The following is a 19,147-nucleotide window of genomic DNA, read 5'->3' as shown; positions in this document are numbered from 1 at the left end:
CGAAGGCGCCTTTCCGTTACAGCAGCGATCACTGCTCGATGGCTTTCTGAGTATTCAGCGGAATGCGCTTTGGCTTGGCCTCTTCGGGCACATTACGCACCAGATCGATGTTCAGCAGGCCATGGGACAGATCGGCACCCCGAACCTCGATATTGTCCGCCAGACGGAACGACAACTTGAATTCGCGCCGGGCGATGCCCTGATGCAGATAGGTCACGTTTTCGGCTTCGCGTTCGCGCTTGCCGCCAGTGACTGTCAGCACCCCTTTCTCGACCTGCAAATCAAGGTCTTCTTCCTGCATGCCTGCCGCTGCGATCACGATCCGGTACTGATCGTCGCTATGCCGCTCCACGTTGTAGGGAGGGTAGCCACTGGACGAATCATTGCGTGCCGCCGACTCGAAAAGGTCGTTGAAGCGGTCGAAGCCCACTGAGTGACGAAACAGTGGAGCCAGAGAAAATGCAGTCGTCATGATAATTCTCCTGTTAATCAGCGAGTAGTTTGCGCGACCCGGATTCGGCATCGCGTAATCCCCAAACTAGGGCCGGTCACTGACTTTTCAAGAGCGATTTTTTACGAAAAACACGACCGTTCGTCGGGCTGACTTTCGGCTGAATAACCCAGCAGAACACTGATCCGGTCGCAATCGGTTTCGCGGCGCAAGGCGTTGAACATCAGCGTCGCTTCCGGGTAACTCTTGGTCAGCAGCACCAGCCATTGCTTGAGGCGGCCCGGCGCCTGCACCAGGGTCATCTTGGCCAGGCAATCGCCCCAGAACGTGCGCAACATCGGTTGCAGCTCGGCCCAGGTCATCTCGACCACCTCCTCGCCCGCATGGGCCGCAGCAATCTGGCGGGCCAGATCGGGACGCGCTACCAGACCGCGACCGATCATGATGTCGCGGGCGCCACAGATCTCCTGACAGCGCCGCCAGTCCTCGACCGTCCAGATTTCACCGTTGGCAACGACCGGCACCTTGACCACTTCCTGAATGCGCGCGATCCACTCCCAGTGCGCCGGCGGCTTGTAGCCATCGACCTTGGTGCGCGCATGAACCACGATGCGTTCCGCACCGCCATCGGCCAGCGCCCGGGCACAGTCCAGGGCGCCGTCAGTGTTTTCATAGCCCAGGCGCATTTTCGCGGTGACGGGAATGTCGCGAGGCACGGCGCGCCGCACCTGACTGACAATGGAGTGCAGCAGGTCAGGCTCCTTGAGCAGAATCGCACCGCCCCGGGAACGGTTGACGGTCTTGGCCGGACACCCGAAGTTGAGGTCCATGACTGGCGCGCCCAGCTCACAGGCAAACGCGGCGTTCTCTGCCAGACAGACCGGATCGGACCCCAGCAACTGCAAGTGCAGCGGCACGCCTGCTGCCGTTTTGGCATCGGTGTGCAGTTCGGAGGCCATCTTGTAGTAATAGGTGGCAGGCATGACCCGCTCGGTCACCCGGATGAATTCGGTCACACACCAGTCGATGCCACCGACGCGAGTCAGCACATTACGCAGGATGTCGTCGACCAACCCCTCCATGGGCGCCAGAGCAATTTGCATGGGTCACACTCGAAAAAAAGTCCGGCAGTTTACTGCTCGTCACCCGGATTGGGAACGCCGCCGTCCAACATTGCAGCGCCATAGCCTTCGATGAACTCTGACGGCATGCGCTTCGGGCGACCGGTGGACAGTTCGATGCAGACGAAGGTGGTTTGCGCCCGCAACAGTGTCAGGTTGTCTGAGGGACGTTTGAGCTGAAAGCAGCGCGTCATTTTCAGGCGACGATCCCAATCGACGATCCAGGTCGCGAGTTGCAGCTCATCGCCCTCGTAGGCACTGGCCAGGTAATCGATCTCGTGCCGGACCACAGCCATGGCGCGGTCCAGTCGGCGATACTCGCTGAGGTCCAGACCCAGATACTGCGAATGACGCCAGGCGCAACGCTCCAGCCAGGTAACATAGACCGCGTTGTTGGCGTGCCCCAGACCGTCGATATCATCGCTACCCACATTCAGATCGATGACGAAAGGCGTTGCCCGATCCCAGACCATGCTCGCTCCTGCTTGGGTAATTTCGTTGGCGGCAGTGTAGCTGGAATGCATGCGCGGCAAGGCATGTCTGGAGATTTTTGAAGGCAGGAGACGGGCTCGAAGAAAAAACAGAACCCTGAAAAAACAAAAGGGCCATTCAATAATCGAATGACCCTTGGTCCCGCAGAGCGGGAAATCGTGGCGTCCCCTAGGGGACTCGAACCCCTGTTACCGCCGTGAAAGGGCGGTGTCCTAGGCCACTAGACGAAGGGGACGCAAAACCTTCAGTCAGGTTCATCAGAGATGAACCCTGGCAAAATTGGTGGAGCTAAGCGGGATCGAACCGCTGACCTCCTGCATGCCATGCAGGCGCTCTCCCAGCTGAGCTATAGCCCCGGATTTATCGCCTCGCGGCGGAGTTAAACCTTCCGGCATCACTCGGTGAAACTGGCGTCCCCTAGGGGACTCGAACCCCTGTTACCGCCGTGAAAGGGCGGTGTCCTAGGCCACTAGACGAAGGGGACAAAACCTTCTACCTGATCAGAGTTGGGACTCTGATCGATTCAACACCCTGTTTTACCAGGCCTTGAACCTTGAATTTGGTGGAGCTAAGCGGGATCGAACCGCTGACCTCCTGCATGCCATGCAGGCGCTCTCCCAGCTGAGCTATAGCCCCACATCAGTGGACGGGGCGCATGTTAAGCGTGAGTCGCTAACCTGTCAAATTTATTTTCGAGAAATTTGAAAGTTTTTCGTCGGCATAACAATCACTTACCGTTTCGGCCCGCAAATCCGAGGCCGAGTCAGCCACTGCCTGCCCTGCTCACGCAGGCACACAGTGGCTTCTTCACATCACTGATGGGTCAGGCAATGGCGCCCAGCAGTTTTTCCCACTCTTTGTTTTCTTTCTTCGAAACGCCGCCCAGCAGATCAATGGCCTGACGCAGACGGAAACGCGTCAGGTCCGGGCCGAGAATCTCCATCGCATCCAGCACCGAAACGGAGCTGGCCTGCCCGGTGATCGAGGCGAACATCAGCGGCATGGCGTCACGCAGCTTGAGGCCAAGGTGCTCGACCACCGACTGGATGCAGGCGGTGATCGGGTCCTTCTCCCACTGACGCAGCGATTCCAGCTTCCACAGGATCAGTTGCATCAACTGGCGCACCTGGTCGCCGGACAGCTTCTTGTGCTCGAACAGTTTCACGTCCGGCGTGACACCACCGGCGAAGAAGAAGCTGGCCAATGGCGCGATCTGACTGAACGTCTCGACGCGGCCCTGCACGTGCGGTGCGATCTTCATCATGTACTCGGGGTTCAGCGCCCAGTTCTGCACACGAGCGGCAAACTCCTCGACCGGCAGCTCACGCAGCCACTGACCGTTGAGCCAGGACAGCTTCTCGATATCGAAAATCGGACCGCCCAGCGACACGCGGGACAGGTCGAAGTGCTCGACCATTTCCTGCAGCGAGAACTTCTCGCGCTCGTCCGGCATCGACCAGCCCATGCGGCCCAGGTAATTGAGCATGGCTTCAGGCATGAAGCCCATGCGCTCGTAGAAGGTCACCGAGGTCGGGTTCTTGCGCTTGGACAGCTTGCTCTTGTCCGGGTTACGCAGCAGCGGCATATAGCACAGCTGCGGCTTGTCCCAGCCGAAGTATTCGTACAGCAGAATCAGTTTCGGGGCCGAGGGCAGCCACTCTTCGCCACGCAGCACGTGGGTGATGCCCATCAGGTGGTCATCGACCACGTTGGCCAGGAAGTAGGTCGGCAGACCGTCGGTCTTCATCAGGACCTGCATGTCCATGCGGTCCCACGGGATTTCCACTTCGCCGCGCAGCAGGTCCGGTACCACGCAGACGCCTTCGGTCGGCACCTTCATGCGGATGACGTGCGGCTCGCCAGCGTCCAGACGACGCTGCACTTCCTCTTTGGAAAGCAGCAGCGCACGGCCGTCATAACGCGGGGTCTCGCCACGGGCCATCTGCTCGGCACGCATTTCGTCCAACTCTTCCGCAGTGCAGAAGCACGGGAAGGCATGGCCCATTTCGACCAGTTGCCGGGCGTACTTCTGGTAAATCTCGCCCCGCTCGCTCTGCCGGTACGGACCGTGCGGTCCGCCAACGTCCGGACCTTCGCTCCACTCGATGCCCAACCAGCGCAATGCGTCGAAAATCTGCTGCTCGGACTCACGGGTCGAACGCAGCTGATCGGTGTCTTCGATGCGCAGAATGAACTCGCCACCGTGCTGCTTGGCAAAGCAATAGTTGAAAAGTGCGATGTAAGCCGTGCCAACGTGAGGGTCGCCCGTGGGCGATGGCGCGATGCGGGTACGAACGGTGGTCATGGAAAATCCCGAAATAAGGTCGATCAAGCGCGGAATGTTAACAGGCCCGGGGGGTTGGGCTCCAGCGCGGGTGCTGGCAGATCAGTGATCGTTACCACTCTGCGCTCATCGTTATACAAAGTCCGCCTCCACACTGATCGTGCCCATCGCTCCGCGTGGACATGCCTCCCGTGACGCTCCGCGTCACAAATGGCACGGATTGCGGATTCAGTAAGCCGGGTGCCTGACGTGGATAACGATGGAGCTTGGGCGCGCATCTGCGCCACGTTCGAGAGCGGACGCGGAGCGTCCTGAGAGGCATTCCCACGCGGAGCGTGAGGAACGATCAGAGTGATCTCAGGCACGCCGATCACGCCCATGCCTGTGCTCAGCGTTATACCCGAGTCTTGCTGCGACCACGGACTGTGGGAGGCGGCTTGCCGGCGATGCTTTTTCTGAAGCGATCTATCAGTGACTGAACTGACGCCATCGCCGGCAAGCCGCCTCCCACGGGGTATGCATTCAGTCAGATACTTACGTTTTGGCCCCGTTTTGCGCGTCTTCCGGACTTGTGTATAACGATGAGCGCAGAGCGTAGGAACGATCATCATCGTATTCCTCCAGGAGGACTTGTGTATAACGCCAAGCGCAGGGCATGGGAACGATCATTGCGCGATATTGATCGTGCCCATCGCTCCGCGTGGGCATGCCTCCCGTGACGCTCCGCGTCACAAATGGCACAGACTGAGGATTCAGTAAGCCGAGCGCATGACGTGGATAACGCTGGAGCTTGGGCACGCATCTGCGCCACATTCCAGAGCGGACGCGGAGCGTCCTGGGCGGCATTCCCACGCAGAGCATGGGAACGTCAGGGTGCAGCGAGCCAACGCTGCATCATACCGCCAGCAAGCGCTCGCGCAGTTTGCCGATTTCGTCGCGCATCTGTGCTGCGGCCTCGAACTCCAGATCGCGGGCCAGCTGGTACATCTTCTCTTCCAGTTGACGGATGCGCTTGGTGATTTCGCTGGGCGAGCGCAGTTCGTTTTCGTACTTGGCGTTTTCCTCGGCGGCCTTGGCCATGCCTTTGCGCTTCTTGCTGCGCGAGCCTGGCACGGTGGCGCCTTCCATGATGTCGGCCACGTCCTTGAACACACCTTTTGGCGTGATGCCATGCTCAAGGTTGAACGCGATCTGTTTCTCTCGACGACGTTCAGTCTCGTTGATCGCCCGCTCCATGGAGCCGGTGATCCGGTCGGCATACAGAATTGCCCGGCCATTGAGGTTACGCGCCGCCCGACCGATGGTCTGGATCAACGAACGGTCGGAACGCAGGAAGCCTTCCTTGTCGGCATCGAGAATTGCCACCAGCGACACTTCCGGCATGTCCAGACCTTCGCGCAGCAGGTTGATGCCCACCAGCACGTCAAAAGTGCCCAGACGCAGGTCACGAATGATCTCGACCCGCTCCACCGTATCGATGTCCGAGTGCAGGTAACGCACCCGCACGCCATGGTCGCTGAGGTAATCGGTCAGGTCCTCGGCCATGCGTTTGGTCAACGTGGTCACCAGTACACGCTCGTCGATGGAGGCACGCTTGTTGATTTCCGACAGCAGGTCATCGACCTGGGTCAGCGCCGGGCGAATCTCGATCTGCGGGTCCACCAGACCGGTCGGCCGCACCACCTGCTCGACCACACGCCCGGCATGTTCCGCTTCGTACTTGCCCGGAGTCGCCGAGACAAAAATGGTTTGCGGGCTGACGTTCTCCCACTCTTCGAAACGCATCGGCCGGTTGTCCAGCGCGGACGGCAGACGGAAACCGTATTCCACCAGGGTTTCCTTGCGCGAACGGTCGCCTTTGTACATGGCGCCCACCTGCGGCACGCTGACGTGGGACTCGTCGATCACCAGCAAGGCGTCCGGCGGCAGGTAGTCGTACAGTGTCGGCGGCGGCGCGCCGGTCGGGCGGCCCGACAGGTAGCGTGAGTAGTTCTCGATGCCGTTGCAGTAGCCCAGCTCCAGAATCATCTCAAGATCGAACCGGGTGCGCTGCTCCAGACGCTGGGCTTCGACCAGCTTGTTCTGGCTGCGCAGATATTCCAGACGCTCGCCAAGCTCGACCTTGATGCCTTCCATCGCGTCCAGCAGCGTTTCGCGGGGCGTGACGTAGTGGCTCTTGGGGTAAAAGGTGAAGCGCGGCAGCTTGCGAATCACCTCACCGGTCAGGGGATCGAACGCCGACAGGCTCTCGACCTCGTCGTCGAACAGCTCGACGCGGATCGCTTCCAGATCCGATTCGGCCGGATAGATGTCAATCACATCGCCCCGCACCCGGAAGGTGGCACGGGCAAAGTCCATGTCGTTGCGGGTGTATTGCAGGTCAGCCAGACGGCGCAGCAAGGCGCGCTGATCCAGTTTGTCGCCCCGGTCGATGTGCAAGACCATGCGCAGGTAGGTTTCGGGGCTGCCGAGACCGTAGATGCACGACACGGTGGTCACGATGATCGCGTCCTTGCGTTCCAACAGTGCCTTGGTCGCGGACAGACGCATCTGCTCGATGTGATCGTTGATCGACGCATCCTTCTCGATGAAGGTGTCGGACGACGGCACATAGGCTTCCGGCTGGTAGTAGTCGTAGTACGAGACGAAATATTCGACGGCATTGTTCGGAAAGAACGCCTTGAATTCGCCATACAACTGCGCCGCCAGGGTCTTGTTCGGCGCCAGCACCAGGGTCGGGCGCTGCACCTGAGAGATGACGTTGGCGATGCTGAACGTCTTGCCCGAACCCGTCACACCCAGCAGGGTCTGGTGCGCAAGTCCGGCGTCAATCCCTTCGACCAGTTGGCGAATGGCCTCGGGCTGATCACCAGCGGGCTCAAAACGGGTAACGAGCTGGAACTCGGACATAACCTACCTCTTGAATTCGTTCGCGTCGGGGTTCGCGACAAGGACTCGTCTGCGCGGCCTGTGCCGGCAATGACGAAAACACCACCGACGACTCATCCCGTCAATGGGAGACGACGTGCGGCAGTGGCAGTGCTTGAAGTGATGCACATTAAATGGAGACGTTTGCGCATGTTTCAAGGCGCTCATTTCACCAGTGGCTACATCATTGAGGTTTCAACGGGACGAACGTTCTGCAAATAAACCGAAAAACCTTGAAAAAACCCGCCCTGCCCTGTCGCCCCTCAGGGGGATGCTCTTTATACTAGGTCCCCGTTTGTGCACCGCTTTGGCGCATTCGGCCGCGGCGTGCATACCCCTCCCTCCTTCATTCAGAGCTGCCGCAAAAATGAGCCTCTTCTCCGCTGTCGAAATGGCGCCCCGCGATCCTATCCTGGGTATCAACGAAGCATTCAACGCCGACACTCGCACCACCAAGGTCAACCTTGGCGTGGGCGTCTACTGTGACGAAGACGGGCGCATTCCCCTGCTGCGCGCAGTGGCTGAAGCCGAGAAGATCCGTGTTGCCCAGCACGCGCCACGTGGCTATTTGCCGATCGACGGTATCGCGGCCTACGACCTGGCCGTGCAGAAGCTGTTGCTGGGCGCCGACTCGCCATTGATCGCGTCGGGCCGTGTTCTGACCACCCAATCGGTCGGTGGCACTGGCGCGCTGAAGATCGGCGCAGACTTCCTCAAGCAACTGCTGCCAAACGCCGTTGTGGCCATCAGCGACCCGAGCTGGGAAAACCACCGTGCGCTGTTCGAAACCGCAGGCTTTCCGGTTCACAACTATCGCTACTACGACGCTGCCTCCCACGACGTGAACCGTGGCGGCATGCTCGAAGACCTGAAAAACCTGCCTGACCACTCCGTGGTCGTGCTGCACGCCTGCTGCCACAATCCGACCGGCGTCGACCTGAATCTGGAAGACTGGAAAAAGGTCCTGGAAGTGGTCAAAGCCAAGGGTCACGTGCCGTTTCTGGACATGGCCTATCAGGGTTTCGGCCAGGGCATTCAGGAAGACGCCATCGCCGTGCGTCTGTTCGCCGAGTCCGGCATGACCTTCTTCGCTTCCAGCTCGTTCTCCAAGTCGCTGTCGCTTTACGGCGAGCGCGTCGGTGCGCTGTCGATCATCACTGAATCGAAAGAAGAGACCGCCCGCGTCCTGTCCCAGGTCAAGCGTGTGATCCGCACCAACTACTCCAACCCGCCGACCCATGGCGCAATCATCTCCGCAGCTGTGCTCAACGACCCGGCGCTGCGTGCCATGTGGGAAGAGGAACTGGGGGAAATGCGCGTGCGCATCCAGGGCATGCGCAAGGCGATGGTCGAGCGTCTGGCCGACAACCCGGCCGGTCAGGACTTCAGCTTCGTCGGCCGTCAGTGCGGCATGTTCTCCTACTCCGGCCTGACCGCCGAACAGGCCCAGCGCCTGCGCAGCGAGTTCGGCATCTATGCGCTGGACACCGGTCGTATCTGTGTCGCGGCGTTGAACCAGAAAAACATCGACGCTGTGTGCGACGCGATCAAGAAGGTGTTGTAAGAGGGAACTGATCATGCTCACTCCGCGTGAGCATGCATCCTGTGACGCTCTGCGTCACACATGGCACAGATTGACTCAGTGAGCCGAGCGCATGGCTCAGGTCACCTTTGCGCCCTTACGGCGCGCTACTTTGAGGGACCAAAGTAGCCAAAGTCCTTTGCTCCGGTTCCGGCCCCGGCTTCGCCGGGGTTCCTTCGTCCTGACACTGATTCGGGGGTCGCTGCAAATGGGCCATCCATGGCCCAGTGCAGCTCAATCGGCATCCATGCCGATTGCCCCCCGAATCAGCGCCAGAACTCAGCCTTCACCCACGTCGCGATCTGCGGTGTTCATGCCATCGCGCTACAAAAGCACGGCAATGCCGCTGTCTCACTGGATAACCAGATGAATTGTGTACAACAATGAGCGCTGGAGCGTGGGAACGATCAGGGATCTCAAGCGCACTGATCGTGCCCAGTCAGCCCGCATACCACTCGGCAATCCGATCGAACGATCCCTCTCCCCAAGACCTCGAAAGTCTGTCAGCCATTTATGAAGCAGACTTTCGAGGTATTCATGTCTACCGAACCGCAACGGCAAAAAGAACAGGCACCCGGTCAGCACACGCCGCCGGACCAGGGCACGGAACGCAACGATCCGGCCATCGATCCGCAAGAGCCGGATGCTGTACCGGATTCGAGCGAGCATGACGGTCAGCGTCAGAATCAACAGCAAAGTCAGAGCCAGAGCCAATCGCAAGGATCGTCTGAAAAAAGCGCCTACGTGCCTGACTATGAGCCGCAGGAGAAGCCTCAGACTCAACGTAATCATCAGCCGACTCAGGGCGTTGATGCCGATATCGATACCCAGGGCGGTTGAAGCCTTGTGCTTGGCAGGTGAATTGGGCCGTGCGGCCCAATCACTGCTATTGCCTGATTCAGCTTTTGACTAATCAATGCACGGGCGGGGAAAGTTGCTCCCTGATTTCCTGCACCTGATACGCCGGATCAGCCTTGATCTGCTGCTCGGTAAACGGCAGGTCAGCCCACCGCTTATTGGAGAACGCCTCGGTTTGATCCCGCGAATGCGCCGACTGCGGATTGCTCGATTCGGAAAACGCCAATAATCCCTTGGCCTGCGGTCCATTTTCGTCGAATGTCACCACTTGCAGGTAGCTGGTACCGCTGACCACTTCTCGCTTGCCATCCTTGCCCGCCACTGTCTGCATGGCATTGTAAACGCCCAGTACCGCAGGACCGCCGTGGATCGGAACCGATACACCGCTTTGGCTCGACACCTGAATATCACCCCAGGTCGTCTTCGCCGTCAGGCCCACCTTGCTCACCTCGTCCTGCGCCGTCAGCATGGCAGCGCGTAACGCCGTGGCGACTTCCGGGTACTCGATGGCCAGACCACGGGGCGTGTGAATCGGATCGTTGGCATCGAACACTACCCGCCAGCGCGAACCGACGGACTGCATCGCGGTCATGATTTTCTGGAAGTACACGAAGCCCACACCACTGCTCAGGTCGACTCGACCGTCCCAGGCTTTCAATGCCGTGCACAGCGGTGCCAGGCGCTTTTCGTCATCACCCAGTCCTGTCGCACAAAACTGCAAAAGATCAGGCAACACCTGCCCGGCCTGATACACCTCGTTGTCCATCACCATGGCCTGCAGGTTCTCGACGCTGACCTTGCCCGACTGCTGCAGTTTGCCGAGTCGATCCAGCGCGAAACGCGCGCGCAGCCCGAGCGGCTGGCCTTCCTGGCTGATCAGCGGCGAAAAGTTTTTCTGCGGCACCGCCGGATTGACCATCCAGGCCGAGTCATTGGAATGCTGCACGAAGTCGGTCCGCAGCAATTGCGGCTGACGTGACGACGGATAGATGCCGGGTTGCGCTGCCTCGGGCGCGATGTCCCAGTTACAGTCGCTGCGCGAACCGTCGAGGATAATCAGCTCGGTGCCAATGCGTGGATCGCTGCACTTGGCGAGCTTGACCGCGTCGACATTCGGCACCACCGACAGGTTCATGTACAGCGCCTGACCCTTGGCATCGACCGCCACGGTGTTCACCCACGGGATGCCCTGAATGCTGCGTACCGAATCCTGAAACGCCTTGAGGTTTTTCGCCTGATCCATGGCGTACCACTGTTGCAGCACGCGGTCATTCTTGAGGTTCGCGTCGCGCAGGCTGAAGGCGTACTTGTCGTCCCAGTCCAGCCTGCCGGGCCATTGCACCACAGGGCCGAATTTCGACGAATAGATCGTGCGGGTTACAGGCTTGATGCTGCCGTCCGCCTGTTTCGCCTCGACATTCACCTGTTGCTTGCCCATCGCCACTGACTTGCCGTCGAGCATGTAACGCGTCGAATCCCTGGGATCGAGCGTCAGTCGATGCAACGTGAAGTGCTTCGACGTATCGACGGTGTGGGTCCAGGCCAGGTGCTGGTTGAAGCCGATGTTGATCAGCGGCAGACCCGGCAACGCCGCGCCCATCACGTCCAGTTTGCCGGGAATGGTCAGGTGCATCTGGTAGAAACGCATGCCACCGCCCCACGGAAAATGCGGGTTGGCCAGCAACATGCCGCGGCCGTTGGCGGACAGCTTGCGCCCGATCGCCACCGCATTGCTGCCACGCTCCAGCGCAAACTGTTCATTGCGCGCGGCGGCCAGTTGCAGGGCCTCACGCTGCTCGGTCTGGAGTTGGGCCTGAGCACCCGCTTGCGGCGGTCTGGCGCCAGCCAGCGCTTCGGTGAACTGACCCACGCCACCCTCAACCAGCAATCGACGGGTCAGACGCACCAGATCGTCGGTACTGATCGGTCGTACCCATTCGGCTGCGCAGGCTGTCGGCAAGCCTTTGGCATTCTGCTCGTCCAGTGAGCGGTTATAGCCAGCCGCGTAACCCTGCATCAACTGACGAATCTCGGGTGGCTGGGCCTTCCAGAAATCCGCGAGCGACTCAGGCGTGTTCAACCATTTGAACAACAGGTCGCTGGCCATATTGTTGCGCTGTTCGAGGGTCGCCTTGTCCGGCCCGAAATAGCGGGAGCGCTCGCCATTGACCGTGACGATCTCGTTCGCCAGCAGGCAAAGGTTGTCTTGGGCATAGGCGTAACCGATGCCATATCCCAGCCCGCGCTCGTCAGCAGCCACTATATGCGGCACGCCAAATGTGGTGCGACGCACTTGCGCCGAGACGCTCCGATTCTCGGGAGCAACCAGTGCCTGAGCGGGCAGCACCAGCCCAAGCGAAAGACCTGCAACAAGGAAACCGGACAACGGTCTGGAAATGATCATGCTGACTCCACCTCGAAAGGAAAACGGAACACGGCTGGAATGAGCCGCTCCCCTTAAACGATTCGCCAGAACAAAATTTAGTGAACAAAGCCAATTAATTGACAGCGCTAAATTCCGCCGCACTCCCCTCGTCTTAATGACAGCCCCAGTAGCCGTCGCCCGTCGACCGGCCGATTTTTTCCAGGCAGGAACCCTGCATGAAACGCTCTCGACTCCCTCGACGCACTGTCCTCGCGGCACTGTGCCTGTTTCCGGTCATCGCGGTGTGCGCGTGGCAGATCCTGCCGGGCGACCACAACAGGACGCCCACCGTCACCGTCACGCGCAGCAGCATTGAAAACAGCGTGACGGCGCTGGGCACGCTGCAACCGCGCAGTTATGTAGATGTGGGCTCGCAGGCAACCGGGCAGATCATGAAGATCCATGTGCAGGTGGGCGATCAGGTCAAGGAAGGTCAGTTGCTGGTCGAGATCGATCCGTCCACACAAAAAGCCAGGCTCGATGCAGCGCGCTACGCCATCGACAACCTCAAGGCCCAGCTTCAGGAGCAGCGCGCGCTGCACGAACTGGCGCAACAGAAGCAGCAACGTCAGCAACGTCTGGCGGCCGGAGGTGCGACAAGGGCCGAGGATGTGCAGGCGGCCGAGTCCGAGTTTCGCGCTACCCAGGCCCGGGTCGACATGTTCAAGGCGCAGATCCTTGAAGCCCAGGCAGCGCTGCGCAGTGACGAGGCTGCGCTGGGCTACACCCGCATCTACGCGCCCATGAGCGGCACGGTGGTTGCGCTGGATGCCCGCGAAGGCCAGACCCTCAACGCACAGCAACAGACCCCGCTGATCCTGCGCATCGCCCGCCTGTCGCCGATGACGGTGTGGGCCGAAGTGTCCGAGGCCGACATCGGCCATGTGAAACCCGGCATGAGCGCTTACTTCACGACCCTGAGCGGCGGCAGTCGGCGCTGGAAAAGCACCGTACGGCAGATCCTGCCCGTGCCACCCAAACCTCTGGAGCAGGCCAATCAGGGCGGCGGCAGCCCGAGCAGTTCGCGCAAGACCGGCGGCGGCCGAGTGGTGCTGTACACCGTGCTGCTGGACGTCGACAACGACGATCAGGCACTGATGGCCGAGATGACGGCGCAGATCTTTTTCGTTGCAGGCAGCGCGCAGAACACCCTGACCGCGCCACTTTCCGCTTTGAAAAACGGTACGCAAGGCGATCTGCAGACCGCGCAGGTGCTTACCGCCAGCGGCGAAGTGCAGAACCGTCAGGTGCGCACCGGGATCAGCGACCGGTTGCGCGTCCAGATCCTCGACGGTCTTGAGGAAGGCGACCGCCTTCTGGTGCCTTCCGCGCCTGGCAGCGGAGGCTGAATGCAGATGCCGCTGATCGACCTGCGGGCCATTCGAAAATCCTACGGCGGAGGCGACAGCCCGCAGGTCAACGTCCTGCAGGGCATCGACCTGTCGATTCACGCCGGAGAGTTCGTCGCGATTGTCGGCGCGTCCGGCTCCGGCAAATCGACGCTGATGAATATTCTGGGCTGCCTGGATCGCCCTACCTCGGGTGAATACCTGTTTGCAGGCGAAAACGTCGCGGAGCTGGGCAGCGACGAGCTGGCCTGGCTGCGCCGCGAAGCGTTCGGCTTCGTGTTTCAGGGCTATCACCTGATCCCGTCCGGCTCGGCACAGGAAAACGTCGAGATGCCGGCGATCTATGCTGGCACGCCTGCTGCGCAACGCCATGCCCGTGCCGCCGCCTTGCTGGACCGGCTGGGGCTTGGTTCGCGCACCGGCAATCGCCCGCATCAACTCTCCGGTGGCCAGCAGCAGCGAGTGTCCATTGCCCGCGCCTTGATGAACGGCGGCCATATCATCCTGGCCGATGAGCCGACCGGCGCTCTGGACAGCCACAGCGGCGCGGAAGTCATGACGTTGCTGGACGAGCTGGCCAGTCAGGGCCACGTCGTCATTCTGATTACCCACGACCGCGACGTCGCCGCCCGCGCCAGACGCGTCATCGAAATCAGCGACGGGCGGATTGTCAGCGACACACTCAGTGAGACTACTGGGGATGCTCAGCCAACGGACGCCCTGCAAGCCGTCGATCTGCGGGCGCGACTGGCCCAGGGCAGCAACGCCCGAAGCGCGTGGAAAGGCGAGTTGCTCGACGCCGTTCAGGCGGCGTGGCGAGTGATGTGGATCAACCGATTCCGCACTGCACTGACGTTGCTGGGCATTGTCATCGGCGTGGCCTCGGTCGTGGTCATGCTTGCGGTCGGCGAAGGCAGCAAGCGTCAGGTCATGGCGCAGATGTCGTCGTTCGGTTCCAACATCATTTACCTTAATGGCAAGGCCCCCAGCCCGCGTGCGCCGAAAGGCATCATCACGCTGGAAGAGGTCGCCGCGCTGGGCGATCTGCCCGAGGTCCGCATGATCATGCCGGTCAACGGCGGGCAGGCAGGTGTGCGCTTCGGCAATGTCGATCATTCCAGCTACGTGGGCGGCAATGACACGCACTTCCCGGCCATTTTCAACTGGCCGGTGGTAGAAGGCAGTTACTTCACCGAAGCCGATGAACAGAGTGCCGCGGCAGTGGCCGTGATCGGACACAAGGTCCGGCAGAAACTGTTCGGCGAGCCCATCGACCCCATCGGCCAGTACATCCTGATCGAGAACGTACCGTTTCAGGTGGTCGGCGTGCTTCAGGAAAAGGGCGCCAGTTCGGGCGATCTGGACAGCGACAATCGCATCGCGATTCCCTATTCGGCGGCCAGCATTCGCCTGTTCGGCTCGCAGGATCCCGAGTACATCACCATCGCCACCCGCGACGCCGACAACGTCAAACAGGCCGAAGCGGCGATCCGCAATTTGCTGAACCAGTTGCACAACGGCAAGCAGGATTACGAGCTGACCAACAACGCGGCGATGATCCAGGCCGAGGCCCGTACCCAGAACACGCTGTCGTTGATGCTCGGCTCGATTGCGGCGATCTCGCTGCTGGTCGGCGGCATTGGCGTGATGAACATCATGCTGATGACCGTGCGCGAGCGGACCCGGGAAATCGGCATCCGCATGGCCACCGGTGCGCGTCAGAGCGACATTCTCCGTCAGTTTCTTACCGAAGCGGTGATGCTCTCGGTGGTCGGCGGTCTGGCCGGTATCGTCCTCGCGCTGGGCATGGGCACAGTGCTGTTGCTGAGCAACGTGGCCGTGGCCTTTTCCCTGTCGGCCGTGGCCGGGGCCTTTGGCTGTGCGCTGATCACCGGGGTGATCTTCGGCTTCATGCCCGCCCGCAAAGCCGCCCGCCTCGACCCGGTGGCGGCCCTTACCAGTCAATGAAGGGTCAATCCATGAAACCACGTCTCACGCTGTTGACCACATGCCTGTTGCTGGCCGCCTGCGGCACGTCCGCGCCCGTCCCGGACAGCGGCGTCCAGCCACCGCCAACCTGGGCGTTTGCCCAGAGCGCGGCGACTCAGCGCAACGACGCCCGGTGGTGGCAACGCTTCGGCAGCCCGGAACTGAATCGCCTGATCGAACAGGCCAGCCGTGACAGCCATGAAGTCGGCGCGGCCATGGCGCGGGTGCGTCAGGCCCAGGCGACGGCGATCATCGGTGGCGCGCCGCTGTTGCCGGAGCTGGGTTATGACCTGCGCGGCGAGCGCAACACATTCATGCGCAGCAGCGACCGCAAGGCCAATCCGTCCGACGACAACAACACCGACATGTTCACCGCCGCCCTGACCGCCAGCTATGAAGTGGACTTCTGGGGCGGCGTGGCGGCCGGTCGCGACAGCGCCGTGCAGCGTTTGCGTGCCAGCCAGTTCGATCAGGCGACCGTGGAGCTGACACTGCTCAGCAATGTAGCCGACCGCTACGCACAAACCCTGTCAGCCCGCGAGCAGGGCCGTATCGCCGCGCTCAACCTGGCCAACGCGCAGGATGTGTTGCGACTGGTGCAGACACGTTACGACTCGGGGTCGGCAACGGCACTGGAACTGGCACAGCAGAAAAATCTGGTCGCCACCCAGCAGCGCGAATTGCCACGGATTCAGCAACTGGCCAACGAGCAGTTGATCACCCTCGCCGCCCTGCTGGGCCAGCCGGTGCAGAACCTCAAACTCGGTGGTCAGGCGTTTGACACCCTGAGCTGGCCAGACATCGGCAGCGGCGTGCCCAGCGATCTTCTCACCCGCCGCCCGGACCTGGCCAAAGCCGAAGCCGAGCTGGCAGCCGCGCACGCCGACGTCACGGTCGCCCGCGCCGCGATGCTGCCCAAGATGACCTTGAGTGCCCACGTCGGCACCGAATCGGTCCGCGCCGAAGACTGGCTGCGCGCACCGTTCAGCAGCCTGGCGGCAGGTCTGGTCGGGCCGATCTTCAACAATGGCCGCCTCGGAGCCGAGCGCGACCGGACCACGGCGCGGCAGGAAGAACTGCTGGAAACCTATCGCGGCGCGATCATCAACGGCTTCGCCGACGTGGAAAAGGCACTCAACAGCATCGACGGCCTTGATCGACAGCGTGGCTGGCATGAAGAAGAACTGAAACAGGCGCAGACCGCGTTTCGCATCGCCCAGAGTCGTTATCAGGAAGGCGCCGAAGATCTGCTGACCGTGCTGGAGACCCAACGCACCCTGTATCAGGCACAGGACGTCAGCGTGCAGTTAAGGTTATCGAGGATGCAGGCGAGTATCGCGCTGTACAAAGCGCTGGGCGGTGGCTGGCAGGTGCACTGAGTTGCATGGCGGACGCGGAGCGTCCTGAGAGGCGTTCCCACGCTGGAGCGATGGGAACGATCCGAGGTACGACACTGATCGTGCCCATCGCTCCGCCTCTTATCAAACAATACGTAATCTGCTGAATGAACACGTTTTTGTGGGAGGCGGCTTGCCGGCGATGCAGTCGACGCGGTATGTCAGGAAAATCGCGTCATCGTTCATCGCCGGCAAGCCGCCTCCCACGGTCCGGTGTTTGATGCGCGACAGCGCTACGTCGAAGACGTGGTGGTGCCTCCCACAGTCCGGTGAGCTGCAAGACTGCGTATATCGATCTAAAACCACTTCTCCGGCAGCAGATTGCGCGCATACCACGGGCGACGCGGCACGCGACGGATCAGGTCACCGAGCTTGTCGTCGGCGGCGAAGGTGATGCGCAGCGCGAGCTTCATGACTTCCGGGTCCATTTCCATCGAGGTCCCGGCCTGCAGGCCCGGCGTGGTGCTGCAACCGTGGGTCACCGGCCCCAGCCACGGGTCGCTGACTTCCACCCAGCGACCCGGCGCGAACCAGGGCACGCCGTTGACCTCGAGGCGCTTCACTTCACCCGGATGAAAACGCTCGTGCGCCCGGAACCAGTCATCGATACGGTCGTCGATCCAGCCATGGAACATCCAGAAAACCGGGTTCACGTGGGACGAAAACGGGTCGGCCAGAAAGTCGTTTTCCGGTCCGAACCAGCGCTCGGCAAAGTCATCCGACCGCCTTGCCATCGGCACCGGCTGGCCGTTGGCCGGGTCGCGGGCCACCGAGGCCCAGCGCATGTGCAGCCAGTCATGCAGCTCCAGCTCGACCTGCGAACCGAACTGCCCCAGCGTCAGCTTCGACAGAAAGCGCGGGTCACGGTACTGGGATTCCCAGACCTGAAAATGGGTGTGATAGGTCTCGGGACTTTTGATGTCGCTGACCAGTTGGGTGTATTCCTCGTCGCCCTGCGCCAGCCAGTTCGGCGGCAATGAACAGCCGTCGTGATTGTCGAAGTAACGTGCGAAACCCGGCCGGTCGCGCTCAAGTTCTGGCTGCGGCATTGGAAAACGCGGCCACGATGGCAGGTCCTGAATCTGCCGCGCCTGAATCAGCATGTGCCGGTGCATGAAGAAGAAGTCCACGCCCGAGCCGTTCCGGTCCTTGCGCGGTCCGCGAGCATCGCGCTCCTTGTCCCGCGGCCCTGGCTGCCAACCGATACCGCGCAGGGCTTCCTGCTTGTCGGTGGGCAGTTTGTGCCATTTGTCCCGGGACGCATGCCAGAGCTGGTGGAACAGGCGATGTTCCTTTGAAATCAGCCAGGCGTGAAACTCAGGCGTCAGACTGACCCGCTCCCGCGCTTCCGGGAACAATTGCTTGACCGCGATCACCCGGTTTTCCAGCTCCGGCAAGGCCAGCGGTCGGTCAAGGCGTTCGATACGACCACTCAGCGTGCCGCTGCCCGCATTGCCGAATCCGCCCCATACCTCATCGAGGATCAGGCTGAACTCGTAATCCGGGGTATCGCTGTGCGGGTCGTTGCCTGCGTGACCGTCCATGACCCGCAGATACAATTTGGCGGCGTTGGCCGGCTGCAGGTCGCCGATCACCCGAAAGCGTGGCATTGCCTCGCCACGCAGGTTGTCAGCGGTATCGATGTAACCGCGCATTCCACGACCGCGCGGGGCGATGTCGAGGAACAGTTCCAGGCCTTGCAACGGCGCATCACGCAGCCCTGCATCGCGACCCTCGAAGCGCAACGTCCACACGCCGCGCAGCTTGTCGGCCAGACGCTGGGTGGCGACGTCGGCCGGGCCTGCGGTGGCTTCGCCGGGAGTAACAGGTTCCTCGACGCGCGTGAGTTCCCGATGTGCATACCAGGCAGCCGGTACTGCCGCGCCGGTCAGCGCCAGCCCTGCCATGAACCCTCGTCGAGAAATCGTCATCACCCTACCTGTTACAGCCCCCGAGACACCGGGTATCCAGCTAGAACGTAAAGCCTGAGGATAAATTTACTTCTCAGCTTGCCTGCGCAGGAAGCGCACTGATCGAGCCCGAGCGCTCGGCTCACCGAATCCGCAGGCTGCACCATTTGTGACGCGGAGCGTCACGGGAGGCATGCCCACGCGGAGCGATGGGCACGATCAGCGTTGAGGCACACTTGTGTATACCGATGAACGCGAAGCATGGGCACGATCAGTGTGCAGGCAGACTTGCGCGCAGATGAACGCCTCGCCTGACAAGACCACCGCTAAATTTTCCCGCCATCCGCTCGTTCTCCCCAGA

Annotated in this window: 12 protein-coding genes and 4 tRNA genes; 5 read left to right on the top strand and 11 right to left on the bottom strand. The window is 61.3% G+C overall.

The window, feature by feature from the left end; translation table 11 throughout:
• Nucleotides 1-28: 28 nt before the first annotated feature.
• The 9 genes from CFBP1590_RS09950 to uvrB form a co-directional block, all read right to left on the bottom strand.
• Nucleotides 29-472, bottom strand: a complete 444-nt coding sequence (locus CFBP1590_RS09950) for an Hsp20 family protein (protein ID WP_004882612.1) — start codon at nucleotides 470-472, stop codon at nucleotides 29-31.
• A 101-nt stretch (nucleotides 473-573) separates the two neighbouring features.
• Nucleotides 574-1,554 carry a tRNA dihydrouridine synthase gene (locus CFBP1590_RS09945; RefSeq protein WP_029242537.1) on the bottom strand — a complete coding sequence of 327 codons (981 nt, stop codon included), beginning with the start codon at nucleotides 1,552-1,554 and terminating at the stop codon, nucleotides 574-576.
• Between the two features lie 29 nt (nucleotides 1,555-1,583).
• On the bottom strand, nucleotides 1,584-2,045 hold the full coding sequence (locus CFBP1590_RS09940) for an acyl-CoA thioesterase (protein ID WP_058433012.1): 462 nt from the start codon (nucleotides 2,043-2,045) through the stop codon (nucleotides 1,584-1,586).
• 178 nt (nucleotides 2,046-2,223) lie between these two features.
• Nucleotides 2,224-2,299, bottom strand: a tRNA-Glu gene (locus CFBP1590_RS09935).
• A 45-nt stretch (nucleotides 2,300-2,344) separates the two neighbouring features.
• Nucleotides 2,345-2,420, bottom strand: a tRNA-Ala gene (locus CFBP1590_RS09930).
• Between the two features lie 52 nt (nucleotides 2,421-2,472).
• Nucleotides 2,473-2,548 (bottom strand) — tRNA-Glu (locus CFBP1590_RS09925).
• Nucleotides 2,549-2,624: 76 nt separating this feature from the next.
• A tRNA-Ala gene (locus CFBP1590_RS09920) sits at nucleotides 2,625-2,700 on the bottom strand.
• A gap of 187 nt (nucleotides 2,701-2,887) precedes the next feature.
• Nucleotides 2,888-4,369 (bottom strand): glutamate--tRNA ligase, encoded by a 1,482-nt coding sequence (gltX, locus tag CFBP1590_RS09915; RefSeq protein WP_029242539.1) that lies wholly within the window; start codon nucleotides 4,367-4,369, stop codon nucleotides 2,888-2,890.
• Nucleotides 4,370-5,242: 873 nt separating this feature from the next.
• Complete coding sequence (gene uvrB, locus CFBP1590_RS09910) at nucleotides 5,243-7,258, bottom strand: excinuclease ABC subunit UvrB (protein WP_029241568.1); 2,016 nt, start codon at nucleotides 7,256-7,258, stop codon at nucleotides 5,243-5,245.
• Between the two features lie 385 nt (nucleotides 7,259-7,643).
• On the opposite strand from uvrB, the gene CFBP1590_RS09905 reads away from it, so the two are divergent.
• Nucleotides 7,644-8,840, top strand: coding sequence for an amino acid aminotransferase (locus tag CFBP1590_RS09905; RefSeq protein ID WP_088234946.1), 1,197 nt, complete (start codon nucleotides 7,644-7,646; stop codon nucleotides 8,838-8,840).
• A 555-nt stretch (nucleotides 8,841-9,395) separates the two neighbouring features.
• Entirely contained in the window at nucleotides 9,396-9,698 is a 303-nt protein-coding gene (locus tag CFBP1590_RS09900; RefSeq protein ID WP_029242896.1) for a hypothetical protein, read from the top strand.
• Between the two features lie 73 nt (nucleotides 9,699-9,771).
• Here CFBP1590_RS09900 and pvdQ read toward each other — a convergent pair whose 3' ends face one another.
• On the bottom strand, nucleotides 9,772-12,120 hold the full coding sequence (pvdQ, locus tag CFBP1590_RS09895; RefSeq protein ID WP_088234945.1) for a bifunctional acylase PvdQ: 2,349 nt from the start codon (nucleotides 12,118-12,120) through the stop codon (nucleotides 9,772-9,774).
• 197 nt (nucleotides 12,121-12,317) lie between these two features.
• Between pvdQ and CFBP1590_RS09890 the strand changes: the two genes are divergently transcribed.
• From CFBP1590_RS09890 to CFBP1590_RS09880, 3 genes are read left to right on the top strand one after another with little or no spacing between them, the layout of a single operon-like run.
• Entirely contained in the window at nucleotides 12,318-13,490 is a 1,173-nt protein-coding gene (locus CFBP1590_RS09890) for an efflux RND transporter periplasmic adaptor subunit (RefSeq protein WP_088234944.1), read from the top strand.
• Entirely contained in the window at nucleotides 13,491-15,458 is a 1,968-nt protein-coding gene (locus tag CFBP1590_RS09885; protein WP_088234943.1) for a MacB family efflux pump subunit, read from the top strand.
• An 11-nt stretch (nucleotides 15,459-15,469) separates the two neighbouring features.
• Nucleotides 15,470-16,858 (top strand): efflux transporter outer membrane subunit, encoded by a 1,389-nt coding sequence (locus CFBP1590_RS09880; protein WP_088234942.1) that lies wholly within the window; start codon nucleotides 15,470-15,472, stop codon nucleotides 16,856-16,858.
• Nucleotides 16,859-17,172: 314 nt separating this feature from the next.
• Here the strand turns inward: CFBP1590_RS09880 and pvdP are convergent, their stop codons facing one another.
• Nucleotides 17,173-18,807, bottom strand: a complete 1,635-nt coding sequence (gene pvdP, locus CFBP1590_RS09875) for a pyoverdine maturation tyrosinase PvdP (protein WP_088234941.1) — start codon at nucleotides 18,805-18,807, stop codon at nucleotides 17,173-17,175.
• Between the last annotated feature and the right edge of the window lie 340 nt (nucleotides 18,808-19,147).

The organism is Pseudomonas viridiflava (assembly GCF_900184295.1).
GTDB classification, from domain to species: Bacteria; Pseudomonadota; Gammaproteobacteria; order Pseudomonadales; family Pseudomonadaceae; genus Aquipseudomonas; species Aquipseudomonas viridiflava.
Note: the sequence above shows the minus strand (reverse complement) of the source record. Positions and strands in the feature narration are given on the sequence as shown.